A 25,267-nucleotide genomic window follows, 5' to 3' on the forward strand; every position below is an offset into this window, starting at 1 on the left:
CCGCATATGGAACCCAGCCTAGCCCGCTATATCTGGACGCACACCAAGAAGCAGCAGGTCGGGATATTGATGATCGTCGTGCTTTCGATGATCCCGTATTTCATGTCCTTCGACCTGCCGAAGCTGATCGTCAACGGCCCGATCCAAGGTGGCGGCTTCGAGCAACCGGGCGCGACCCAGCCATTCATGAGGCTACACTATAACCTGCCGTTCATTGGAGAGGTCCTGTTCTTCTCCGGTTTTCAGCTCGACCGCACGGCGACGTTGTTTGCCCTGAGCCTTGTGTTCCTCTTGCTGGTCGTCATCAACGGCCTGTTCAAACTCTACATCAACACCTACAAGGGCCGCCTCGGCGAACGCATGCTGAGGCGTATCCGTTTCGATCTGGTCGATCGTGTGCTGCGGTTTCCGCCGGTTTACTTCAAGCGGGTGAAATCCGCCGAAGTGGCGACCATGGTGAAGGACGAGGTGGAGCCGCTGGGGGGCTTCATCGGCGATGCCTTCGTGCAGCCGGTACTGCTCGGCGGCCAGGCGCTGACGGCCATGCTGTTCATCATGGTCCAGAACGTCTGGCTCGGAATGATAGCGGCCGTGATTGTGGGGATCCAGATCGTGCTCATCCCGCGAATGCGGCGGCGGCTGATCGTGCTTGGACGCGAGCGGCAGTTGACGGCGCGCGCGCTTTCGGGCCGGGTTGGCGAAATCGTCGACGGCATCGGCGCGGTTCACATCCACGATACATCAAACTACGAGCGCGCCGACATAGCTGCCCGGCTCGGGCTCATCTTCAAGATCCGCTTCGATCTTTACCAATGGAAATTCATGGTGAAGTTCCTCAACAATTTTCTCGCGCAGGTCACGCCCTTTCTGTTCTACATGATCGGCGGGTACCTAGTCATCCAGGGGCGGCTGGACGTCGGCCAGCTCGTGGCCGTGATCGGCGCCTACAAGGACCTGCCCGGACCGATGAAGGAACTGATCGACTGGGATCAGGCGCGGCAGGATGTCCAGGTCAAATATCAGCAGGTCGTTGAACAGTTTACCGTTGAGGATCTCATTGCGCCGAGAATCGGGGCATTGACGATCGACGATCCCGCTCCGATGACCAACCCGCTGTCGGCGATCAATCTGTCCATAGCAGACGATGGCGGTGCAATGCTCCTTAATCGTATCTCCCTCCAGGTCAAGCCGGGTCAGACGGTGGCGCTGGTCAGTACCGCGACAGGTGGAGCGGAGGCGCTTGCAGAAGCCTTCGCGCGGCTGAACTGGCCGGACAGCGGAAGGATCGCTTCGGGCGCCGACGACCTGCTTGAACTCCCCGAAGCAGTGACCGGCCGGCGCATGTCCTATGCCTCGTCGGATGTTTTCCTGTTCCAGGCAAGCCTCCGCGATAACCTGCTCTACGGGTTGAAGCATGCGCCGCTGACATCGGTGCCTTATGACGGTGCTGCGGCAGACCAGCGCCGCTGGAACGTCGACGAGGCGCGCCGGTCGGGCAATCCGGAGCATGATATCCACAGCGACTGGATCAACTACGCTTCCGCCGGCGCTACCGGCCCGCACGACCTCTTTGAAGCCGTGCGCCGGGTGCTCGACGCGGTTGTTCTGTCGCGCGACATTCTGGACCTTGGCTTGCGCTCTTCGGCCGACCTCACGCGTCACACGGAGCTTGCCAGGCGGATCGTCGAACTGCGTGCGGCGCTGCGAACCCGGCTGGAACACGAAGGGCTGAGCGGACTGGTGGCTCCTTTCGAGCCGGGCGCCTACAACAAGGAAGCAACGATCGGCCAAAACCTGCTCTTCGGCGCTGCCGCCGGCCCCGAACTTGCCGACAGGGCTCTGGCGGCCAATCCCTATTTTGCTTCTGTGCTAAAGCAAGCCGGCCTCGACCGCACCCTCTACGAAATGGGCATGGAGATCGCCGAACAGGCGATCGAGCTGTTTGCCGACCTGCCGCCCGATCACCAGTTCTTCCAGCAGCTCGCCTTCATGAGCGCCGAGGAGATTCCCGCCTACGAAACCTTGCTGCAACGGCTCAAGAACCGTCCCCACGAGGCGGTTTCGGAGACCGACCGCGCCATGATCGTCACCTTGAGCTTTGCCTATATCGAGCCCCGGCACCGCTTCGGCCTGCTGAGCGACGAGCTGATGAGCAAGATCGTCGCTGCACGCAACCGGTTCTATGAAAACCTGCCGCCCGAGCTGCAAAATGCGGTCGAACGGTATGATCCTGCCAAATACATTGCCGCGGCCACCGTCATGGACAATGTCCTGTTCGGGCGTGTGGGCAACAACCATCCCGACGCGCCGGACCGCATACGCTCCATCGTCTATGACATTCTTGACGAACTGGGGCTTTATGCCGAACTTCTGGATGTCGGCCTGGACTTCAACGTCGGCGCCGGCGGCAGGCGGCTGACCGGTGGACAGCGACAGAAGCTCGATGTTGCCCGGGCCCTGCTCAAGCGTCCTGATTTTCTCATTCTCAACCGGCCGCTGTCGGCGCTCGACCAGCGCATGCAGGATAAGGTGCTGCGAAACGTGCTCGAGGAAGCCAGACGCGACGGCCATTCACCGGCAATTGTGTGGGTCGTGACGAATCCGGCAATGGCGATGATGTTCGATCGCGTTATCGTCTTCGACTCGGGTCAATTGGTGGAAGACGGAACACACGAGACACTTTTGGCGGGAAGCGGTATCTTCAAGGAACTGCTGTCATAGAGCAGACGTGAATTTTGGGAAGGTTTGCGACAATGCTGCTCAAGGATGAGGTTGGAATGCTGCAACGCGTTCCCTTGTTCTCCGGCATAGAGCCGACAAAGCTCAAGCTGCTTGCGTTCACATCCGATCGCGTGAGCTACAGCGCCGGCCAGATCCTTTTCCGACAGGGCGACGAGGCAGACGCCGCCTATGTCATCCTCTCAGGCAGGGCGGATATTCTGGTCGATTCCGACAGCGGACCGATAAAAGTTGCCGAACTGGTGCCAAATTCGATTGTTGGCGAGATCGCCATATTGTGCAACAGCTCCCGCACGGCCACCGTCAGAGCCGCAAGTCCGCTGGAAGCCTTGAGAATCCGCAAGGATCATTTCCTGAGGCTTATGAAGGAGTTCCCGGAAATGACCATCGAGATGGTGCGGGTTCTTGCCGATCGCCTAAGCCATACGACCGCGGATCTGATCGACGCACGAAGCGCCAAGTAACGAGTAACGTGCGCTTAATCCTCGCCGTCGTGATGGCACTGGCTACCATAGGCGACTGGACTGCGAAGGGGTAGCATGGACGACGACGTTTTCCTGGTCAGGTTTTGGGGCGTGCGCGGCAGCATTTCGGTATCGGGGCCAGAATTCTCTCGCTATGGCGGCAACACAATCTGCATTGAGATGCGATGCGGTAAGCATACGCTTCTGTTCGACGCGGGCTCTGGCCTACGGCCTGCCGGCTGGGCGCTTCGGGCGTCGGGCGTGACCGATTTCGACCTGTTTTTCACCCATTGCCATTACGATCACATCATCGGGCTGCCGGCTTTCAAGCCGATCTATGACCGGAGCGTCAAGGTCAGGCTCTGGTCCGGGCATCTTGCAGGACGCATGACGACCCGGCAGATGGTCGATGAGTTCATGCAGCCGCCGTGGTTTCCGGTGAAACTCGATATCTGCAAGGCAAGCATCGACTGTCGCGATTTCGTATCCGGAGACGTGCTTCGGCCGCGCGAAGGGGTGGTGGTCCGAACCGGCAGTCTTAACCATCCGGGCGGCTGCGTGGGCTACCGGGTCGAATGGGGCGGCCGCGTCGTGGCGGTGATCACAGACACTGAGCACGAGCCGGACAAACTCGATCAGGCGGTGCTCGGCCTGATCAAAGATGCCGACCTCGTCATTTACGATTGCGCCTACACCGAGGATGAAATGGAACGCCGCCGCGGTAACGGACACTCGACATGGCAACAGGGCGTCAAGCTCTGTGAGGCGGCCGGTGCGCGGGGGCTTGCGCTGTTTCACCACGATCCGACACGCACCGACGAGGAACTGGACGAGATCGAGAAACTGGCCAAAGACAGGTTTGCCGGCGCTTTTGCCGCGCGGGATGGCCAGGCGCTCAAATTTCCAGTCTCATTGCACAAAAAGCGCTGAGCTATTTTCCTCTACCGGCGCTGCGCCCGATCAATGTCCTGATCGGAAGCCATGCGCAGGCTTCAGTCCGTGCGGTGACTGTGAACAGCCGTTCGAGGAAAAGCCAGGCCGATTCATCATGTACGAGATGGTGGGTGAGCAGGCCAACCGGTTCGCCGCCGTCGACTGCATGCTGCAATTGCGCGATGATAGCCTGAACCAATAGGCCATGATCGCGGCAGCCGCGCGTGCCGTGCCAATCCATGATGTCGACATTGCTGTTGATGACCGCCAGTGAAGCCGGTTTCGGCGGCCCAAAGACCGACAATGCCGAAAATCCTATCGATCCAAGGTCGGATACCAAGCCGGCGTCAATCCTGTTCCAGGGTGGCACCAGCATCGGAACGGCACGTGCGCCGTGCAGGCCGATTACGTGCGACAGCCCGCGAGCCAGATCATCGAGCACCGCCTCGCGTGGCCGATGCGCGCCGAGCTCCTGCTTCTTCTGGTCCTCGGGCGCATGATTTCGGTGCGCCCAGCCATGGATGGCGACCGTGGCATGTGGCGCCTCGTCAAGCGCGACGACAAGCTTCTCGTCGGTCAGGGCCGGAATGACGGCCAGAGTGACCGGAACCGCGAATTCACCGGTGAGGTCGAGCAGCCGATCCAGCGCAGGCGTCGGATCCACGGCGTCATCGTCGCGCAGCCAGAACTCTGCCTTGCGGCCCGCCCTTTGCCGGCGCGCCAGCTCTTTCACCAAGGGCTGCCAGATCGGATCGGATGTCATGGAACCGGGATCTTCTTGAGAAGTTCGGCCAGACGCGCCGCTGCACCACCGAGGGAGCGCTCTTCGAGGACGAAACGCCTGGCTTCTGCGGCCATCATGGTTCTTTCGTCGTTATGGGCCAGAAGCCTTTCAATGGCAGAAGCGAATGCCGCCACATCGCCCGGCGGAGTGAGAAACCCGGTCTGGCCATTCCGCAGGACCTCCGGCACGCCGGCGATGTCCTGAGCCACCACCGGAAGGCCGGCAGCCTGTGCTTCAAGATAGGCCACGCCATAGGCCTCGCCGTAACCCGGCCAGAGGTAAATTCCCCCACCGTAGAGGACATCTGGCACGGCGGCTGGCTCAATCGCACCAAGCCATTCGATACGGTCGGCTGGCAAGCCGGCGAATTGCGCTTTGACCTCGTCACGGGCAGGCCCGTCGCCGACGACCGACATGGTCCAGGGCAGGTGGCCGATCCGACCGAGCGCTTGCGCCAGCATGCGATAGCTTTCGACTTTGTCGCCCGAGCGCATCATGGCGACGGTAACGAGGCGCGTCGGACAACCCTGTGCCGGCAATTCCTGGAATACCGATGTGTCGATAAAGGGCGAAAGCATACCCAGAGCGGCGTCGGGAATCGCGTCTGTCAGTCCCTGACGATCCCTTTGCGTGAAACAGATGTTCAGCGCTGCCTGTTCGATGGCTCGCACCACCAACGCTTGCGTATCGGCCCACAAGCCGGCGTTGCGCCGCCTGGAATAGGAGGCTTCCGCTGTCACATAGGGGACAGCAAAGGCCGACGCCAGCTCGGGCCCGATCAGGTCGGGCGCCTTGTAATAGGGATGATAGGAGAACCAGAGATCGGGCTTGCCGTCACGGTCCCAAAGCCTTGTCAGCCGCGCGGCTTCGTCCCGAGCCTCGATCTTGAGCGCATCGAAACTTTCCAGCTCCGGCTGGCGTAGATAGAAGCGCAACTCCGATGCCAGTTCGACGCTATGCCCGCCATGCTGCAGCGCCTTGACCAGCATCCGTGCCATCTGGCGGTCGCCGGAGACAACGGGATGATTGGGCGACTTCAGCGGCGCGTAGAAGGCAATTCGCATCGCGCGATCCTATCATCGCAAAGCTTGCGCAAGTCAATTTCGACGCATGATCGACTTCACCTTCAAGCGCTGGAATGTGCTATCTGATGCTCATGGAAACAGCCGTCGCGTCCGACCCGTTTGTCGCTTCTTTGCCGGTCTTCGCAAAGTTCGAAAGCGTTGCCGATATCGATAACTATCGGCCTCTCCCCGATGGCTGGGCGCTGGCCACCGCCGACATTGTCGGCTCGACCAAGGCGATCGGGGCCGGGCGCTATAAAACCGTCAATATGGCCGGCGCCAGCGTCATTTCGGCGCTGCTCAATGCGCTGGGTCGGCAAGATCTTCCCTATGTCTTCGGCGGCGACGGCGCACTCGTGGCGTTTCCCGGCTCGGCGCTGGAGATCGCCCGTAACGCGCTGGCGGCTGTCCAGAGATGGGTGGCGGACGAACTGGACCTGACCTTGCGTGCGGCAATCGTGCCGATAAAGGATATAAGAGCGCAAGGCCTCGACGTTCGCGTGGCGAGGTTCCAGGCCTCCGAAGCGGCCTTCTATGCCATGTTCGCCGGCGGTGGCGGCAGTTGGGCGGAAGCCGAGATGAAAGCGGGGCGCTACCGCATCGATCCTGCGCCGGCCGGCGCGCGGCCGGATCTGACCGGCCTCTCCTGCCGCTGGAACCCGATCGAAGCCCGGCACGGCGAAATTGTCTCGATCATAGCCATACCAGGGGCTTCGCGAGACTTGCGCGGTTTTCAGTTTCTGGCTTCCGACATCATCGCCCTTGCCGGCAGGCAGGAACGCGATGGCCACCCGGTGCCGGTAGACGGGCCGGCCTACAGTCTTCTGCCCGCCGGCCTCGATGTCGAGGCGCGGGCCACGGCGCCGCCAGGGCGGCGGTGGCTGGCGAAGCTGTGGGTGATGTTCCTGATGACGCTTACGGCCGTCACCGATAGATTTGGCTGGACGATCGGCCGTTTCGATCCGAAGGTCTATAAACGCGAGGTGGCCAGCAATTCGGATTTCCGGAAGTTCGACGACGGCTTGAAGATGACCATCGACGTTGACGCGGATGTGTTGCAACGGATCGAGAGCCGGCTGAAACAGGCGGAAGAAGCGGGCATCTGCAACTATGGCCTGCACCGCCAGAAATCGGCCTTGATGACATGCCTCGTCATCTCGCCGCTGCAGCCCGATCACGTTCATTTCATCGATGGCGCCGACGGCGGCTATGCGATGGCTGCCGCAAGCCTGAAGGCGAAGGTGCCGGTCTGACGACGGCTTGCGGAAATCTATTTTCCGCAATATGCCTCGGCCATGGGAGCGGACAGCCTGTCCGAATTGACGGGAAAGCAGATTTTTGGACGCCTCACGATCGACATATGACCGTCTTCTGAACCGGATTTCGGCGCGCGCCGCGCAAGTCGGGGTGATCGGACTAGGCTATGTCGGGTTGCCGCTGGCGGTTGCGATCGCACGCGCCGGCTTCCCGGTTTCCGGCTTCGATATCGAAGCCCAGAAGGTCGAGAGCCTGAACAACGGCCAATCCTACATTGAGGCGGTGACGTCGACAGCCCTTGCCGGCCAGGTGGCGAGCGGACGGTTCCGCGCCACTGCGGATTTTGCCGAACTGGCCGTCTGCGATGTCATCATCATCTGCGTTCCCACACCGCTGACGAAAAACCGTGAGCCGGACCTCTCCTTTGTCAGGAACACGGCAGGCACCATCGCGAAGCATCTGCGTCGCGGCCAGCTGATCGTGCTGGAATCGACCACCTATCCGGGCACCACCGACGACGTGATCAAACCCATGTTGGAAGAAACCGGCTTGCAGTCGAAGATAGACTTCTTCCTCGGCTACTCGCCCGAACGCGAGGATCCCGGCAACCGCAGTTTTGAAGTCGCGACGATCCCCAAGGTCGTGGCAGGCGACAGCGTTGAAGCGGCGACGCTCGTGCAGGCTTTCTACCAAGGCGTGGTCAAGACCGTCGTTCCGGTTTCCACCACGGCGACCGCCGAGGCGGTCAAGCTGACGGAAAACATCTTCCGCTCGGTCAACATAGCCCTGGTCAACGAGTTGAAGGTCGTGCTCGGGGCGATGGGCATCGACATCTGGGAGGTGATCGAGGCGGCAAAGAGCAAGCCCTTCGGCTACATGCCTTTCTATCCTGGCCCTGGACTTGGCGGGCACTGCGTTCCGATCGATCCCTTCTACCTGACGTGGAAGGCGCGCGAATACGAACTGCCGACCCGCTTCATCGAGCTGGCGGCAGAGATCAACACGGCCATGCCGCGTCATGTGGTCGATGAACTGGCGAAGGCGCTGGACCGGCGCTGCGGCAAGGCGCTCAGCCGCTCGCGCATTCTCATCATCGGGCTCGCCTATAAGAAGAATGTGCCCGACATCCGCGAAAGCCCTTCATTGCGGCTCATTGAACTCATCGAGGAATGGGGCGGCAAGGCGGAATTCCACGATCCGCATGTTACCGAAATCCCGACCACACGGGAGCATATGGCGATCAAGGGGCGTTGCTCGGTCGAATTGACCGAGGCGGCCTTGAAGGATTTCGATGCTGTCGTCGTTGCAACCGACCACGACGCGATCGACTATCAGGCGATCGCTGATCACGCTCTTCTGATCGTCGACACACGCAATGTTTTTGGCCGCCTCGGGCTAGCCCGAGAGACGGTGGTGAAGGCCTGACGGCGTCTGAGCCGGTGAATTTTGCCCGATGTCAGGATCGTGATTGCACTCCGCCGGCAGCCTCGCCACATATGTGCCCCAGGAGATAGATGCAGTTACGCCTGCTCCTTGCCTGCAAGGACAGTCATTCGGGACATTCTTCGCCGGCTTTTGCCGCCGAAGCCGGCTTCATTGACTTCGAGGGTGTGGCGGATCAAAGGAGATGGCTCGTCTTCGACGGGTTTCGAGATAGCATGAGCACAGCGCAAGTAGAAATTTCCACCATTCTCATGGATAAGGTTGCCGATTGGCTGACCCAATCGGCGCTGGCCGGCAACGACCTGGAAACATTGGTAAAGGGCTTTTGTGAACGGCTGGCTGCTGCCGGCCTGCCACTGAAGCGGGTGCATTTGAGCTTTTCGATGCTTCATCCGCTTTATGACGCGCTTGGCTTCACCTGGCTTCGCGGCCAGGGGATGGAAATGGAAGGCTTCCGCAATGAGGGCGGCGTGCAGTCTGACAGATTCCTGACCAGCCCATACTACCATCTGCTCACCAACAAGCTCGACCATCTGCGGCGCCGGTTGAACGCGTCGGTGCCGTCGGAGTTTCCTGTTTTCGATGAACTCAGGCTTATGGGCGTCACCGATTACATGGCTTTCGTCCATCCCTTCAGCGGCAACACCAGTCAGGGCATGCTAGGGTCCTGGTCCACCGACAGTGCTGCAGGCTTCAGCGACAGCATGATTTCGGCGCTGCTGCGCATCCAGAACCATCTCGCTATCGCAACCAAGATGGCGGTACTCACCAAGCTCGCCGACAACATGATGACCACTTATCTCGGCGGCGACGCCGGCAGGCGCGTGCTCGACGGCCAGATCAAGCGCGGCGAGGGTGATACAATCCGGGCCGCGCTGGTCATGGGCGATATGCGCGGGTCGTCAAGACTTGCCGAAACCTCCGGCCGCGAAATCTATATCGATACGCTGAACCAATTTTTCGACGCCGTTGCCGCCCCTTTCAATCGCAAAGGCGGGCAGATCATGAGTTTCATAGGGGATGGCTTCATTGCCGTCTACCCTTGCGAAAGGCACCGGTCGCAGTCCGAGATCGCCTGCCAGGCTGCTCTTGCGGCAGCGCACAAGGCCACCGTGTCGCGCATGATGGACCTCAATCTGCGCAGAAAGGAGCAGGGGTTGGGCGACATAAAATTTGGTATCGGCCTGCATGTCGGCAATGTGATGTTCGGCAATGTCGGGCTTACAGACCGGCTCACATTCTCTGTCTTCGGCTCGGCTGTAAACGAGGTCCAGCGCCTCCAGACCCTGACCAAGAAATATCCGCACAGCGTTCTCGCCAGCAAGGACTTCGCCGGCTATTGCGGCGCCAATAGCTGGCTGACGCTCGGCATGGAGGAACTGGCGGGTATCAAACAGAAGCTGACGGTGCTTTCACCCGATCTGTCGGGTGCTCTCGCACTCGATGAAGACGCTGCGCCGATTCACGACCGCATATCGGACGCCGAGCAGGTCATGCTGCTTCATCGCGATGCCGCGCGGCTGTCGGCGGGCGACCGAAGGAAGCTCCAGTAACTGCCACGATCTGATCCGAACGCCTTGGTATGCAGTCCGGTCGCCGGTTCCGCCGGGGAACTCGTTTCGAATCCAAGTTGCTCTAGGCCGGCAATGCGCTAGTCTCGCTTCTGGGCTTGCCGGCCGGCAGGCCGCCAGAGTGGGCTGGTGTGAGAAATGAATTCGGGCGTTGATCTGCTGCGGATCGAGGATGTTGGCATCTCTTTTGCCATTATCGGGGGACCGTTGCATGCCGTAAGACGGGCAAATCTTCGTGTCCTGCCCGGCAAGGTCACTGCGCTTGTGGGCGAGTCCGGTTCCGGAAAATCGGTTCTCAGCCAGGCCGTGATGGGCATTTTGCCGAAGACAGCCCATGTTCGCGGCCGTATCCTGTTTTCCGATCCTGAAAAGCCCGGCACGACGCAGGATATCCTGCAGATGCCGCGTGACGGGCCCGAAATCCGAGCGTTGAGAGGCAGCCGCATCGGCAAGATCTTTCAGGAGCCGATGACATCGCTGTCGCCGCTGCACACGATCGGCAACCAAGTCAGTGAATCGCTGCAGATTCATACGCCCATGGCTCGGGCGGAGCGCAAGGCGCGGACCGAGGAAATGCTCGGCCTTGTCGGCTTTCCCAATCCCAAGCGCGCCTATGACATGTATCCCTTTGAACTTTCGGGAGGATTGCGTCAACGCGCGATGATCGCCATGGCGCTTATCTGCCGGCCGGCTTTGCTGATCGCCGACGAGCCGACGACGGCGTTGGACGTCACCATCCAGGCGCAAATCCTGCAATTGCTGCGCGGGCTTCAGACCAAGCTGAACATGGCGATGCTGCTAATCACGCACGACCTCGGCGTGGTCGCCAATGTCGCCGACGAGGTGGTGGTCATCTACCATGGCGAGATCATGGAAGCGGGGCCTGTCGAAGCGATATTCCGCCGGCCGGGTCACCCTTACCTGAAGGGCCTGATGGCAGCCGTTCCGCATTTCGACCTGAAGCCTGGCGAAAGGCTAAAGGCGCTCCGCGAGGTGCCGGTGAATGTCGAGAACCTGCTCGGCAAGCAGACGGCGCCGGCATCGAAGGGGCCGGACGACATCCTGTTGTCGGTCAGAGATCTGAAAAAGACCTTCACCACTCGCAAGTCCGGATGGTTCGGCGGGGGTCATCAAACCTCTGTTCGCGCCGTGGACGGCGTGAGCTTCGATATCAGGCGGGGTGAGTGCCTGGGTCTGGTCGGCGAAAGCGGCTGCGGTAAAACCACCGTCAGCAAGATCCTCATGCGGGCTGTCACCCCTAGCGGCGGCTCTGTGATCTTCAACGGCCGCGATGCACCGATAGACGTCTTGGAAGCCGAGGGAGAAGCCCTGCGCATGCTGCGCGCGAAAATCCAGATGGTCTTCCAGGATCCGGTTTCGTCGCTTTCACCTCGCATGACGGTAGAGAACATCTTGGGCGAGCCGCTGGAAATCCATCAACGTGGCAATGCCGCGTCCCGACTCGCCACGGTCAAGAGCCTGATGCAGGCTATCGGGCTCGATCCGCGCTTCATCAAGCGTTATCCGCACAGTTTCTCCGGCGGGCAGCGTCAGCGTATCGGCATCGCGCGTGCGTTGGCGCTGGGGCCTGAACTCCTGATCTGCGACGAGCCGGTTTCGGCGCTCGATGTCTCTGTCCAGGCGCAGATCCTGAACCTTCTGAAGGACCTGCAAAAGGAACTGGGCCTGACCTATCTGTTCATATCCCACAATTTGGCGGTGGTGGACTACATGGCAGACCGCATCGCGGTGATGTGCGGCGGGCGTATCGTCGAGCTTGCGCCGCGCGAAATTCTGCTTAGGAAACCGATCCACCCCTACACGCGCTCACTCGTCGCCTCGGTACCTTTCCCCGATCTCGACAGGCCGATGGATTTCAAGACGCTGAAACTCAGCGGCGCTTCCGACACCAGCGCATGGGGACCGCAATTCCGCGACGAGAGCGACGAGGATATGCTGTCGCCGCTCGATCTTGGCGGCGGCCACCTCGTGCTGGCCCGACGTTCGGCCGATGTCAGCGAGCTACGCCATTGATCAGCCGGCGCACCGTCCTTGGCCTCATGGCTTCGACATTTCTGCCGGGTACGTTGCGCGCCGACGATCTGGAGCCGGAATTTCTTCAGCCGCAGCTGAAGGCCAAGGCGCTACCGGCACTCACTGAGCGCCTGCCCAAGAGCCCGCGCGCGTTGAATCTCGCTGCGATGGGCCGGCAGCCCGGCCAGTATGGCGGCACGCTGCGAACGATCATCGGCAGCCAGAAAGATATCCGGATGATGACGATCTACGGGTATTCTCGCCTGGTCGGCTATGACGAAAAGCTCAACATGCAGCCCGACATTCTCGAGAGTTACGACGTAGCGGATGATCGCGTCTTCACTTTCAAGATACGGGAAGGGCATAAATGGTCTGACGGCAGCCTGCTGACGCCGGAGGATTTTCGCTATTGCTGGGAAGACGTCTGGCTGAACGATGAGCTTTCGCAAGGCGGGCTCGCCCCGGCCCTGCTGGCGGACGGCAAGCCGCCACGTTTCGAGATCGTCGATCCGTTGACGGTCCGCTATAGCTGGGATGCGCCCAATCCCGACTTCCTGCCCAAGCTCGCTGCTGCTTCGCCGCTATCGCTTGTTCTGCCGGCCGCCTATCTCAAGCAGTTCCACAAGAAATACCAGGATGCATTCCGGCTCGCCGGCCTGATGAAGGAGAACCGGGCCAAGAAATGGACGCTCCTGCATATCCGCATGTCGCGGCAGTATCGCCCGGAGAACCCGGATCTGCCGACGCTCGATCCCTGGCAGAACCGGACCAAGCCGCCGGCCGAGCAGTTCGTCTTCGAGCGCAACCCGTTCTTTCATCGAATAGACGAGAATGGCCGGCAACTGCCCTATGTTGACCGGATTATCATGAATGTCAGCTCGTCGGCGATCATTTCCGCCAAGACCGGTGCCGGCGAGAGCGACCTGCAAGGCATGGGAATTGACTTCGCCGACTACGCCTTCCTGAAGGATGCGGAGAAGCGCTACCCGGTGAAGATGCATCTGTGGAAACGCACCCAGGGTTCGCGGCTGGCGCTGCTGCCCAATCTGAATTGTGCCGACCAGGTGTGGCGTGGCCTTTTGCGTGACGTGCGCGTGCGCCGCGCACTTTCGCTCGCTGTGGACAGGCGCGAGATCAATATGGCTGTGTTCTACGGATTGGCGCAGGAAAGTGCCGATACGGTCCTGCCGGAGAGCCCGCTCTACCGGCCGGAATTCGCGAAAGCCTGGGTCGCCCATGATCCCGACCAGGCCAATGCCCTGCTCGACGAGGTCGGGCTCCAGGCGCGTGACGATGACGACCTGCGGATACTTGCCGATGGACGCCCGGCGCAGATCATCGTGGAAACGGCCGGCGAAAGCACGCTGGAAACCGACGCGCTCGAACTCATCACCGATCACTGGCGCAAGATCGGCATCGCCCTGTTCATCCGGACTTCGCAGCGCGACATCTTCCGCAGCCGCGCGCTTGGCGGCCAGATCATGATGTCGATGTGGTCGGGCATCGACAATGGCGTGCCGACCGCCGACATGAACCCGAGCCAGCTGGCCCCCACCATCGACGACCAGTTGCAATGGCCGCTCTGGGGTGCTCACTACTTGTCGCATGGCAAGATGGGTGAGGCGCCCGATCTTCCCGAAGTGGTCGAGCTGATGGCCTTGCTCAAGCGCTGGAACGCGTCGACCGAAGCCACGGAGCGCGCCGAAATCTGGAATTCGATGCTGTCGATCTACACCGATCAGGTGTTTTCGATCGGCACGGTGAACGGAACGCATCAGCCGGTTCTGGCGTCCTCGCGGCTGCGCAATCTGCCTGACAAGGCACTCTACGGCTTCGACCCGACTGCCTATTTCGGTGTCTACATGCCGGATACATTCTGGCTTGGAGACTCCTGAGCGTGCTTCGATATATTGTCTGGCGCATCACTGTGATGGTTCCAACGCTGCTGGTCATATCGGCGCTGGTGTTCACCATCATCGAACTTCCCCCAGGCGACTATTTCGACAGCTATGTCGCCGAGCTTCGGGCTCAGGGCGAAGGGGTGGATTCCGATCGCATCGAGATGATGCGCAAGGAGTATGGTTTCGACAAGCCGCCGATCATTCGCTACTTCTACTGGGTCGGCGGGATGCTGCGTGGCGATTTCGGCTATTCCTTCGAATATGAGCTGCCGGTTCGCGACGTCGTCGGGGACCGGATGTGGCTGACCGTGCTGGTTTCCTTCGTCACGATCATCTTCACATGGCTCATCGCCTTTCCGATCGGCATATACTCCGCAACGCGCCAATACAGCTGGGGCGACTACGGCCTGACTTTCTTAGGCCTTCTCGGTCTTGCCATTCCGAACTTCATGCTGGCGCTGATCCTGATGTATTTCGCCAACATCTGGTTCGGCACGTCCATCGGCCATCTCATGGACCAGCAATATCTCGCCGAGCCGATGAGCTGGGCCAAAGCGAAGTCGATCCTTGCCCATCTCTGGATCCCGGTCTTGATCATCGGCACCGGCGGCACGGCAAGCATGATCCGGCGGCTGCGCGCCAATCTGCTCGATGAGCTGCACAAGCAATATGTCGTGACCGCGCGCGCCAAAGGCCTTCATCCCTTCAAGGCCCTGGTCAAATATCCGCTGCGCATGGCGCTCAATTTCTTCATTTCCGACATCGGCTCTATCCTGCCGGCCATCATCTCAGGCGCCGAAATCACGGCGATCGTGCTGTCTTTGGAAACGACCGGGCCGATGCTGATCAAGGCGCTGCAAAGCCAGGACATGTATCTGGCAGGGTCGTTCCTGATGTTCCTCGCCTTCCTGACGGTCATCGGTGTCCTGATTTCCGACCTGGCGCTGGCGCTGCTTGATCCACGAATTCGTTTGCAGGGCGGTAGCACCAAATGAAGACGGATTCGCCGCTGCCCGCTCCGGGTGCTCCACTGCAACACTACATTTCCAGCGCGCCCTTCGACCTGCAGTCGGTCGAAGCGATGACGCCGGAGCAGTCGAAGGTCTTCCAGGCGTCGCAGTTGCGGCTGATGTGGTGGAAATTCTGCAAGCACCGGCTTGCCCTTGTATCGGGCATGTTCCTGGCGGTGCTTTATTTCGGGATACTGATCTGCGAGTTCCTGGCGCCCTACAATCTGCACACGCGCAACATGGACTACATCTATTCGCCGCCGCAGCGGGTGCACCTGTTCCACGACGGCCAGTTCGTCGGGCCGTTCGTCTATGGCCGCCAGATGACGCTGGACATGGACACGCTCAAGCGAAACTACATCGAGAACAAGGATGACGTTCAGCGGCTCCGTTTCTTCTGCAAGGGCGACAGCTACCGATTCTGGGGCCTGATCGAAGGTGACAGGCATTTTGTCTGCCCTGCCGAAAACGGCCAGCTCTTTCTGGCCGGCACCGACAGGTTGGGGCGCGATGTGCTCTCGCGCATCATCTATGGCGCACGCATTTCACTGACGATCGGCCTCGTCGGCATCAGTTTCAGCTTCCTGCTCGGCATCGTCATCGGCGGACTGGCCGGTTACCACGGCGGTATCTTCGACCTCATCGTTCAACGGATAATCGAAGTTCTGCAATCGATTCCCAGCATTCCGCTATGGCTGGCTCTGGCGGCGATCATGCCGATAACCTGGAGTCCGATCCTGATCTATTTCGGCATCACCGTCATCCTCGGGCTACTCGACTGGACCGGACTGGCGCGGGCCGTGCGCTCAAAGCTTCTGGCCTTGCGCGAGGAGGACTACGTTCTGGCCGCGCAATTGATGGGCGCCAGGAGCAGCCGCATCATCGGGCGGCACCTCATTCCCGGCTTCATGTCGCATCTGATCGCGACGGCGACGATCTCCATACCCGGCATGATCCTGGGCGAGACCGCGCTGAGCTTCCTCGGGCTCGGCCTGAGGGCGCCAATAACCAGCTGGGGCATCCTGCTCACCGAGGCGCGCAGCGTCAGCGTGATCGCGTTCTATCCATGGCTGCTTTTGCCGATGCTTCCCGTCATTCTCGTCATCATGGCGTTCAACTTCCTCGGCGACGGCTTGCGGGACGCCGCAGACCCCTACAAGTGAGATCGCTATTGCGCCGCGCGCCGGGCAGCCGACTCCACCCAGTATGATCCCTGTCGGCAGCCTGTTCGATTGTTGCAGCGTTCATCGTTCGCCTCTATATGTGGCGAGACGCGATCGGGGTTAAACACGTCGCTTTCGGGTTTCACCCGTGAACCGTTCTGGTCGCGAGCATTGCCGATCTCTTGAGCTGATTCAGGACACACAAACGCATATGACTCGCCTCGAGAATTTCATCAGCAGGATGACCGCACAGCGCGACATTCTCGATCAAGTCTGCGCGGAGGTGGCGAAGATCGAGGGCCCCGTGCTCGAGCTCGGCCTCGGCAATGGCCGGACGTTCCACCATCTGCGCGAGCGCCTGCCCGGCCGCCGGATCGTGGTGTTCGACCGCGCACTTGGCGCACACGCCAGCTCAATTCCCGAAGCTGAAGACCTCGTGCTCGGCGAAATACGCGAGACGGCGGAGAGGTTCATTGGCATCGACGCCGTCCTTGTTCATGCCGACATCGGCACCGGCTATGACGATCGCGATGCAGTGACCTCTACCTGGCTTCCCGATCTGATCGCGCGCCTGCTTCGCGTCGGCGGCATCGCGGTCAGCGGCACGCCGCTCGATCACCCGCTGTTGCAACGCCTCACGCCGCCGCCTTCGGTGCCCGCCGATCGTTATTTTATCTCCAGGCGCGTGTGAGCGGCCGAGACGACCCCAATCTTCAGGGGCCAAATCGTCAGGGGATCGTATAGACTGCTATCTCCCGCTCAATGCCGCGCAGCGAGACCTCGTGAGGCACGGGGGTCAGCGCGTTCCTGTGCAACAGATCGGCAGTGAGATTGTCGTCGACCACCGCACGAGTGGCGAAGATCGCCTGTGCGTTGGCGAGGTTCTGGACCCGCGAAGCAATGTTGACCGTCTGGCCGAAATAGTCCTGCCGCTCGTTCATGGACACGGCGATGCAGGGGCCGGCATGGACTCCGATCTTGAGCAGCAAATCCTCACGCCCGCTTGTCGTTGAGCGCACGCATGGCATCGCGCATCCTGAGGGCCGCAGCAATCGCACGATCAGGCGTCGCGAAGGTCGCCATCACCGCATCGCCGATCGTCTTCACCACCGCGCCTGCCTCCGCCGCGACGATCTCGTGCAGAACCTGGAAATGCTCACGTACGAGATCGAAGGCTGAAAGATCGCCCACCCGCTCGTAAAGCTCGGTCGATCCGCGCAGGTCGGTGAACAGGAAGGTCAGGCTGGTGATCTTCAGGCGTTGGTCGATATCGAGCGTATCCGTGCGATAGAGATCGCGGAACGTCTGGTTGGTGAGCAGGCGCTTGGCGGTCAGGAAGGGCCGGCGCTTGCCCAGGAAATCATGCAATACCGGGCAGGCGATGAAGACCGTCGGCAGGACGCGGGTGTCGGTCCTGTTTTCCAGCGAAATGCGCAAAGGGCCGGGTTGCATCTCCAGCGTCTGGTTCTGGACATGGTCGCGGTCGAAGACCAAAGAGAGGCTTCGGCGCTCTGTTGCTGGTTCGCCCTTCGCGTCGATGAATTGCGCCGAATGGGTGACCGGCTCGAAGACGATGATGAATTGGGGCGGAAGCTGTATGTGCAGAACCGCCTTTTCACCGGGCGCAAGCTCGATATCCTCCAGCGAGAACGCTTCCATCTTTGTCGCCAAATCCTCGTCCGGCAGATCGGCGCCGGACGCCCAGTAGATCTGGCGGTAATATTCCACCAACGGCAGTTCGTGCGGATTGTGGGCGGCAATCCTGCGCACGCGGGGACTGACGGTGAATGTCACCTCGACCATCTCGTCGAGCGTCGGCGAATAGCCCTGGGAGCACAATGCGCAGGTGTATTCGTCCTTCTGCATGGTTTTCAGCGTGGCGTTGGTGTCGAGCACGCCGCCACAGCCGGGGCACAGAACATTCCAGGAAATGTCGAAGATGCCCACCCGCGCCGCATGGAGAAAGGCGCTGATGGCGCGTTCCTCGTCGAGGCCATGCTTGCTGGCGAAGGCCGGCACATTGATGCGGCAAAGTTCGCGGTCTATGCCCTCCGCGATGGTTCGCTTGATCGCGTCGATTGCCTGCGGATCGACATCGGTCGATTGCCGCAGAAGCGAGAACAGATCCTGAGCTTCGGTCATCGTGCAGGCTCCGGAAAATGCGCCCCGAGACGGGTTGGCTGGACCGATCTTCGGCCCGAGCGCTCCATCTTACGTCGAAACGGACGGTACAGCCATTCGAATGGATAGACCTGGTGACGGTTCAATTTCCATCCGGCGGATTTTCACCGGCCGCAAGCGGCACTATGATGGGTCCATGGGGCATTCATCCTTGGGGCTTTCTCCCGTGCCGACACCCGACAACCCGCCATTTCCCGCGGCCCTGCGGCTTTTCTCGGCGGCGGTCATCATCGTCCTGATCGTCGGCGCCGGCCTGTTTTTTGCGCCTGCGCTGGTCAAGCCGCGCTGGCCCTGGGCCGTCACGCCGTTCAATGCCCGCTTCCTCGGCGGCTTCTACACCGCCGAAATGGCCGTGATGGCGGCGCTGCTGGTCTGGAATCGCTGGTCGCCCGGCAGGCTCGTGCTCGTCATGGCCTTCATCTTCACCGTCATCGTGTCGGCGGCGTCGTTCATCAATCTCGGCTATTTCAACTTCGAGCGCAAAGCGCCCTGGCTCTGGTTTCTGGTCTATCTTGGTTCGGCCGCGGTATCCGGGCTGTTCCTGTGGCAGGCCAGGGCCCGCCCTTCTGCAAAAGGCGTGATCTTAAACCCCGCATGGCGCGCCTACATGCCGATGGAAATGGCGATCCTCGGGCTCTATGGCGCCGGCCTGTTGCTGTTTCCCCTGACATTCGGGGGCTTCTGGCCATGGCCGATCGATGCCTTCCACGCTGAGGTCTACAGCGCCATCTTCCTCGCTGGTGCCGGCGGCACATATCTCGTCTGGAGAAGCGCGCCGCGCGAGGAATTGCTGGTGCTCGGCCTGGCGCAGTTTCTGGTTGGCCTGCTTGCCATCCTTGGCCTCGTCATCACCGACGCTGCGGTGCACCGGATCAACTGGACGGCGACCGGGACATTGTGCTGGCTCGCCCTTTTCGGCTGGATCGGCATCAGCGGCGTCTTCAAACTCTGCGCCGCCTCCAGGTATTTTAGCGCGCAATCGGCATAGGTTGCAGAGACGGCTGGATTTTCGGGTGACGTCCGGTGCATCGTGCCGGGCCGATTGCCTTTGCCGGGAAAGCCATGACCTCGCCCTCCTCCGACAAAATCCAGCCGCAGCTCCGGGCCGTCCGGCCAAGCGATGCGGAGGCGCTTTGCGCTATCTTCAACATGCCGGGCTTCCGCTGGGGCACGCTCAGGATGCCCTTCGAGATGGTGGAGCAGGTGGAGCGGCGCATCGCCAAGTCCGGCCAGGAAACCACCTGGATCGTTGCGGAGCTGGACGGCAAGGTCGTCGGCCATGGCAGCCTGGTCGTGCAGGGTTCGCCGCGCCGTTCGCATATCGGCGAGATCAATATCGGCCTTGACGATGGCTTTGTCGGCAAGGGTATCGGCTCTGCCATACTTGCCGCGCTGCTTGACGTGGCCGACAACTGGCGCGCCCTGAAGCGGGTCGAATTGACCGTCTATGCCGACAACGAACCGGCCGTCCGTCTCTACACAAGCCACGGCTTCAAGGTCGAAGGCCGCCACGTGAAGGCGGGTTTTACCGACGGGCAGTACCACGACCTCCTGAGCATGGCCCGGCTGCGGTTCTGATGACCGCCGTCTTTGACCCAACCCCTAAGCCTCCGGTGGAAATTCTGGCTGCGCTGTCGCTGCTCTGCCCGGAAGTCGTGCGTGACATCGAGCAGAACTGGAATGCACCGGTTTCCGATTACGCCCGCCATCTGTGGCGGCCGGTGGCAAGGCCTGCATCGGCCCCGGCGATCGCTGCCCGCTCGATCCTGCGCGAAGTCCTGCATCAGCGCCTTGGTGCGATCATGCAGCCTGAAGAGATCGGCAAGGCCCTCGAAGAGTTCGAGCACAGACCGGTGATTCAGTCCGGCCTGCACTGCCTGCTTCTGATGGACCGGATCACCTTCGATGCCTTCCTGCTTGCCTGGCTCGGCGCGATCGAAAACGGGCTGTCGGCCTTCTTCGGCTTCATGGGAACGACGATGACCATGGAGACAATTGGCCGGGAGGGGCCGGGATGGCTCGATGTCGGCGACGACAAGGTCAACCTGTTTGGCATGGGGCGCCACAAACTGTGCCGCAAAAGCGCCTGCGCGGCCGGTCCCGTCACCCTCAACAAGCGCGCGCTCGAAGCGGTGGGCGACGAAACGGATGCCAGCCGCTGGCTGGGCACACTGCTTGCCAGCCAGGACAAGGTGTTTGGAACCGCCGCCGATGCGCTGACAGCCCTCAACGAAGATCTGGTCGCCGATTGGGATCGTTCCGGCATGGCCCTGCCGGTTTTCATCGATGATCGGCTCGCCGCGACTGTCGTAGCGCGGCATCTGGAATATGACGGCAGCCTTCTTTGCAGGCTGCTCATTGAGCCCGCAAGGCGCCAGCGTCTCGAACGTGCCCTGCAAGAGGCCGCATCGAGCCCATTTGGCACATTCCTGCCCAATGCCACGGCCTATTTCTGGGGCATCCGCGAGGAGCGCGTGCGCAAGCTCGTCCTCGAGAACGGGCGCCTGATCGAGCCTGACAGGCTACACGGCCTTTCCATCCCGTTCGAGCGGCCGCATCTCAAGCAGGCGCTGCTGGACGGCGTGCTGCTGCCGAACTTGTTCCTGATGTTCCTCGTCCTTGCCATATTGCCGCGTGTGCGGGTTGTGGGCGGCCTGAGACAGATTGGTTATGTAGCGCTTTTCTACTCGATCCTGCTGGCTGTGCTAGATGAAAACGCGCCGGAAGAGCGCGATCTGGCTGCGGAGCTGCAGGTTCGGGAAAATGCCTGGGGCACCGGGGTCATCGATGAAAAGATCTCGGTCCGCGAGCAGCTTGCCGGCCTGCCGGACGGGGCGCTCTTCCCGGACCTGCTCCGGCAATACCGTTTGCGGACATTTGCCGAGACGACCGACGACCTGAAACTGGTTCGCGAAAACGCCCGATGGCGCAAGATCGGCCAGGCAAAGATCAAGGCGACCTGAGCCTTATGGTTGCCCTACTACCCGGGCTTGTGACAAAGCCGATCCAGCGCGTCTCGAAGTGCAGTGACGGCATCGCCACGCTCGTCAGTGGGCATCAGCTCCGGTTCAAGTTCCAGCCTGAAGTGCGGCAGCTCGGTTCGAACGGCACGACGAGCGGCCGCCAGATTGGCCTTCAGATCGATGACGCGGTAGGTGGCGACGGGATAGGCGATCCCCTTGACCTGGACGTGCCCCAGCTCCTCACAGTCGATTGAGTCCTTCACTTGCGCAAACGTCTCGTAGGAAATGAGGATGGCCCCCGGCGGCGCCTCCTGCTCCAGGCGCGAGGCGAGATTCACGGCGCCGCCGATTATCGTGTAGTCCATTCGGTCCTCGCTGCCGAAGTTACCGACGGTGCAGTAGTCGGTATGGATGCCGATGCGACAACGCAGCGGTGTTTCGATCCCCATGTCCCGCCAGACTTCGGCAAGCTCGCTAATCCGCTTTTGCATTGCAAGTGCCATCTGCGCGCAAGCCAGCGCGTCCTCCTTGACGCCGCGAGTCTCGGGATCGCCGAAAAACATCAGGATCGCGTCGCCGACATATTTGTCGATCGTCGCGCCGTGATCCGAAGCAATTTTCGACATTTCCGTCAGATAGTGATTGAGGAGTTGGGTGAGATCCTCGGATTCCATTTTGTCAGTGGTCTCGGTAAAGCCCGCGATATCGGAGAAGCATATTGTCAGTTTCTTCCGCTGGCTGGCGATCCTGACCTCCTGGCGGCCGGTGAATATCGAGCTATACACCTGGGGCGCCAGATACTTCGCCAGCTTGCTGGAAAGCGCCTCCAGAACCACCGATTTCTCGGCAAGGTTCTCCTCCCTTTGCTTCAGCTCAGTGATGTCCGAATAGACGGCGACCGTTCCGCCGGCGCTGATCCGCCGCTCGCTGATCATGACCCATCGCCCGTCCCCTCGCCGCTGCACCCAAGGTTCGCCAGGGTTGCGGTGCCGCGAGAGGCGCTCGGTGACCCACTCCTCGACCCGCCCCTCGGCGTCCCTGATGTAGCCGCGCTCAGCGGATCGGCGAATGATTTGCTCGAATGTCGTGCCGGGCGTCAGTTCGGTCTCCAGACCGGTGTAGAGCAATTCGCGGTAGCGGCTGTTGCTGAGGACGAGCCGGTCCTCCCCGTCGTACAGAGCGAATCCTTCGGAGATGCTTTCGATGGCATCGATGAGCCGCTGACGAGCTTCCGCAACGTCGCGCAGGTTCTTTTCCTCGACCTCGACAGCAGTATCCCGGAAGAGTCTCAGCGCTTCGGCCATGCGCCCGATTTCGTCGCTGCCCGCGGCAGGCAGCGGCGCACGAAGGTTGCCCCCCGCAATCGCGAGCATGCCCTGGCTCACGGCCCCCAGTCGGGCGAGGAGGCTGCGGTCGACATAGAGCCAGACAACCAGAACCGAACTCAGGAGGCTGAGGAAGGCGGAGCCGAGCACAACCGCGGTGCCGTAGCGCTGGACGAGCGCGGCTTCGCGACCGGACGCAGCGATCTCCTGGTCTGCCGTAGCGACCAGGCGATCGACGCCAGCGGTGAGATTGCGCGACAGTCGATTGTTCTCGGCGAGAAGCCTTTCGCCCTGTGCCAGGACAGCAAACTCGTCCTCCCGCGCCTTGGGGATGCTGTCCTCGCCGTCGGTCAAACCCTTGAATTCGTCGACACGCTGCCGGAAGCGGGTCCGCAGCTTTTCGTCGATCTTCATGGAAGCCTTTTCAAGAGCAGTGAGCGAACGGCGTAGCGGAAAAAGGATCAACGCCAGGTCGCCCGGCGTCGGCGCGTTCGCGACCTTCACCAGCGCGTCGTTGACCGCCGAGATCTCCCGCTGCGCCTTCTGCTGGGGGATGTAGGCCGCAATCGCCTGGACCAGGTCGGCCATCGCCGCTGCGCGTCGATCGGGCGACAGCGACGTGTCGGCCGCGACCGCCCGCCATTGCGGGAGCCTGGAATCCATCACTAGGATGCCGGTGGCGACAAGGCGCTGGCTTCCGGTCGTCGTCGCGGCGAGGCGGTTCAGGAGCTCCTCCTTGCGGGCGACCACGTCGAGCCGGGCGACAACTAGAGAGTCGAGCTCCTTCAGGTTGCGCCTCAGAACAATCGCGGCTTCCTCGATCTCGGCCAAAGGCACTGTGCCTAACGTGGCATCCCGGAGGTCCGTGCGCAGGGCCTCGAGGCGGGACATCTCGAGCGCGACGGCAGCCGAGACCTCGCTGTGCTGAGCCCTGCTAGTCGCTGCCAGCACCGATGGCGCGGCAGCAGCGACCCGTTCGGCCTGGCGCGACAGCTGGAGGGAGGCGAGCGCCGACGGCACTCGATCCGTGGTAATTCGGTCGACGACGTCGCCAACCTGCAGGAAAGCATAAAGCGCCGCAGCGGTTGCCAGCACCGCAAGGGCGCTGATCCCGAAAAAGGCGAGCAACAGCCGGCCCCGTATGCCGAGGCGTTCAAGCATCTCGGCGAGTCGGAACAGTCCGGCCACACTGGTCTGCATCAGACTAGACGTCTCAGCCGGCACGCCGGCGATCAGCGAACCCTATTCAACCGGCACGTACTCTCCGCCGCGCCAGACGTACCAAACCCAGTTTTGGGTCGTGAGGTCGCCCTTGTCGTCAAAGTCGATACGGCCCAACACAGTATCAAATTGATTGCCGCGCAGCGACGCAATCACAGCTTGGAGCTTTAGTGAGCCGGCCTTCTCCACCGCCTGCGACCAGGCCTGGACGGCGGCGTAACTGAGCAGCGTGTAGCCTGCGGGCTCGAAGTTTTCAGCCCGGAACCGCTCGACGACTGAGGCCGCTTCGGGATTTCGGCGAGCATCCGCCGGGAACGTGAAGAGGGTCCCCTCGGCCGCGGGGCCGGCGATCAAAGCAAATTCCTCGGTCGCCATGCCATCGCCTGAGACTAGCTGAACCGCATAGCTGCGGTCGCGCGCGGCGCGAACCATGAGTGCGACCTCGGCATGATATCCGCCGACATATGCCACGGCGATATTCGCAGCCTTTAGCGCAGCGATCTCGGCCGAATAATCGTTCTTCGCGGGGGTGTACTCCTCGTAGATCGCTTCGACTACGCCGCGCTTGTTCAGCTGTTTTCGAGTCTCGTCGGCAAGACCCCTTCCATAAGTGGTGCCGTCGTGAAGGATCGCAATCCTTTTGTCGCTCCAATTTTCGGCCAGGTAGTTGCCGGCCACGATCCCCTGCGTGTCGTCGCGACCAATGACGCGAAAAACGTTGGCGCGGCCTTGTTCAGTCAACAGCGGATTGGTCGATCCTGGTGAAATCTGCAAAACGCCCGCCGCCTCGTACACCTTCGATGCTGGGATCGAGGCTCCAGAGCAGTAGTGCCCTACGACGAGCACCACACCGTCACCCACCAGCTTCTGGGCTGCGGCGACCGCTTGCTCGGGATCACAGAAGTCGTCGGCCGTGATGAGTCGCATCTGCTGGCCGAGTACGCCACCCGTTGCATTGATGTCGGCCACGGCCATCTCTGCGCCACGCTGCCCCTGCTCGCCGAACCAGGCGAGCCGTCCCGTCAGCGCGGATGAAACCCCAATCAGCACGTCCGCCCGCGCGGGGCAGCTGAACGCGGTCGCGAGAACTAAGATCGCTATGGCGATGATGCGGTGCATGTGTGCACCCCCTTAACTGTAGCTTACGCCAATCCCGTCAGAGCCGACAGCCCCTTCGGCAAGCGCGACTATCTCGGCTGCTATTGCAGCGCACA

The 25,267-nt window shown here is 61.3% G+C and carries 18 protein-coding genes and 1 pseudogene; 14 read left to right on the top strand and 5 right to left on the bottom strand.

Annotation, left to right across the window (positions count from 1 at the left end):
- The first annotated feature begins 6 nt into the window (after nt 1-6).
- From AC04SI_RS21400 to AC04SI_RS21410, 3 genes are all read left to right on the top strand, one after another.
- Nucleotides 7-2,721, top strand: coding sequence for an ABC transporter transmembrane domain-containing protein (locus AC04SI_RS21400; RefSeq protein ID WP_404282305.1), 2,715 nt, complete (start codon nt 7-9; stop codon nt 2,719-2,721).
- 32 nt (nt 2,722-2,753) lie between these two features.
- Nucleotides 2,754-3,203, top strand: coding sequence for a cyclic nucleotide-binding domain-containing protein (locus tag AC04SI_RS21405; protein ID WP_488474832.1), 450 nt, complete (start codon nt 2,754-2,756; stop codon nt 3,201-3,203).
- 75 nt (nt 3,204-3,278) lie between these two features.
- Entirely contained in the window at nt 3,279-4,133 is an 855-nt protein-coding gene (locus AC04SI_RS21410; protein ID WP_488474833.1) for an MBL fold metallo-hydrolase, read from the top strand.
- Nucleotide 4,134: 1 nt separating this feature from the next.
- Here the strand turns inward: AC04SI_RS21410 and AC04SI_RS21415 are convergent, their stop codons facing one another.
- Entirely contained in the window at nt 4,135-4,899 is a 765-nt protein-coding gene (locus AC04SI_RS21415) for a polysaccharide deacetylase family protein (protein ID WP_404282311.1), read from the bottom strand.
- A complete protein-coding gene (locus tag AC04SI_RS21420; protein WP_404282313.1) occupies nt 4,896-5,984 on the bottom strand; it encodes a glycosyltransferase family 4 protein in 1,089 nt (362 codons plus the stop codon). The genes AC04SI_RS21415 and AC04SI_RS21420 overlap by 4 nt, the downstream gene beginning before the upstream one ends.
- A 74-nt stretch (nt 5,985-6,058) precedes the next feature.
- Here AC04SI_RS21420 and AC04SI_RS21425 point away from each other — a divergent pair, with 74 nt between their 5' ends.
- The 8 genes from AC04SI_RS21425 (at nt 6,059) to AC04SI_RS21460 (ending at nt 17,054) form a co-directional block, all read left to right on the top strand.
- Nucleotides 6,059-7,237 (top strand): DUF3095 domain-containing protein, encoded by a 1,179-nt coding sequence (locus AC04SI_RS21425; RefSeq protein ID WP_404282315.1) that lies wholly within the window; start codon nt 6,059-6,061, stop codon nt 7,235-7,237.
- An 85-nt stretch (nt 7,238-7,322) separates the two neighbouring features.
- Entirely contained in the window at nt 7,323-8,666 is a 1,344-nt protein-coding gene (locus AC04SI_RS21430; protein WP_404282316.1) for a nucleotide sugar dehydrogenase, read from the top strand.
- 233 nt (nt 8,667-8,899) lie between these two features.
- Complete coding sequence (locus AC04SI_RS21435; RefSeq protein WP_488474837.1) at nt 8,900-10,237, top strand: adenylate/guanylate cyclase domain-containing protein; 1,338 nt, start codon at nt 8,900-8,902, stop codon at nt 10,235-10,237.
- A gap of 156 nt (nt 10,238-10,393) precedes the next feature.
- Nucleotides 10,394-12,289, top strand: a complete 1,896-nt coding sequence (locus AC04SI_RS21440) for an ABC transporter ATP-binding protein (RefSeq protein ID WP_404282318.1) — start codon at nt 10,394-10,396, stop codon at nt 12,287-12,289.
- A complete protein-coding gene (locus AC04SI_RS21445) occupies nt 12,286-14,184 on the top strand; it encodes an ABC transporter substrate-binding protein (RefSeq protein WP_404282320.1) in 1,899 nt (632 codons plus the stop codon). The genes AC04SI_RS21440 and AC04SI_RS21445 overlap by 4 nt, the downstream gene beginning before the upstream one ends.
- 2 nt (nt 14,185-14,186) lie before the next feature.
- Nucleotides 14,187-15,185 carry an ABC transporter permease gene (locus tag AC04SI_RS21450; protein ID WP_404282322.1) on the top strand — a complete coding sequence of 333 codons (999 nt, stop codon included), beginning with the start codon at nt 14,187-14,189 and terminating at the stop codon, nt 15,183-15,185.
- Nucleotides 15,182-16,363: an ABC transporter permease gene (locus AC04SI_RS21455; protein WP_404282324.1), complete on the top strand. Its 1,182-nt coding sequence runs from the start codon at nt 15,182-15,184 to the stop codon at nt 16,361-16,363. Before AC04SI_RS21450 ends, AC04SI_RS21455 begins: the two co-directional genes overlap by 4 nt.
- Nucleotides 16,364-16,574: 211 nt before the next feature.
- The gene (locus AC04SI_RS21460) at nt 16,575-17,054 is read left to right on the top strand and encodes a class I SAM-dependent methyltransferase (protein ID WP_404282326.1); all 480 of its coding nucleotides are present in this window, start codon (nt 16,575-16,577) and stop codon (nt 17,052-17,054) included.
- 37 nt (nt 17,055-17,091) lie between these two features.
- Here the strand turns inward: AC04SI_RS21460 and AC04SI_RS21465 are convergent.
- A pseudogene (locus AC04SI_RS21465) lies at nt 17,092-18,505 on the bottom strand (DUF5939 domain-containing protein).
- 175 nt (nt 18,506-18,680) lie between these two features.
- Here AC04SI_RS21465 and AC04SI_RS21470 point away from each other — a divergent pair.
- The 3 genes from AC04SI_RS21470 (at nt 18,681) to AC04SI_RS21480 (ending at nt 21,507) form a co-directional block, all read left to right on the top strand.
- Nucleotides 18,681-19,532 (top strand): hypothetical protein, encoded by an 852-nt coding sequence (locus AC04SI_RS21470; protein WP_404282330.1) that lies wholly within the window; start codon nt 18,681-18,683, stop codon nt 19,530-19,532.
- Between the two features lie 74 nt (nt 19,533-19,606).
- Entirely contained in the window at nt 19,607-20,122 is a 516-nt protein-coding gene (locus tag AC04SI_RS21475) for a GNAT family N-acetyltransferase (RefSeq protein WP_404282331.1), read from the top strand.
- Nucleotides 20,122-21,507: a hypothetical protein gene (locus AC04SI_RS21480; protein ID WP_404282333.1), complete on the top strand. Its 1,386-nt coding sequence runs from the start codon at nt 20,122-20,124 to the stop codon at nt 21,505-21,507. The genes AC04SI_RS21475 and AC04SI_RS21480 overlap by 1 nt, the downstream gene beginning before the upstream one ends.
- A gap of 17 nt (nt 21,508-21,524) precedes the next feature.
- Here AC04SI_RS21480 and AC04SI_RS21485 read toward each other — a convergent pair whose 3' ends face one another.
- Together AC04SI_RS21485 and AC04SI_RS21490 are read right to left on the bottom strand one after the other, a co-directional pair.
- The gene (locus tag AC04SI_RS21485) at nt 21,525-23,993 is read right to left on the bottom strand and encodes an adenylate/guanylate cyclase domain-containing protein (protein WP_404282356.1); all 2,469 of its coding nucleotides are present in this window, start codon (nt 23,991-23,993) and stop codon (nt 21,525-21,527) included.
- A gap of 81 nt (nt 23,994-24,074) precedes the next feature.
- The gene (locus tag AC04SI_RS21490; protein WP_404282335.1) at nt 24,075-25,172 is read right to left on the bottom strand and encodes a branched-chain amino acid ABC transporter substrate-binding protein; all 1,098 of its coding nucleotides are present in this window, start codon (nt 25,170-25,172) and stop codon (nt 24,075-24,077) included.
- Between the last annotated feature and the right edge of the window lie 95 nt (nt 25,173-25,267).

The sequence above is a fragment of the Mesorhizobium sp. CNPSo 4689 genome, assembly GCF_057784325.1.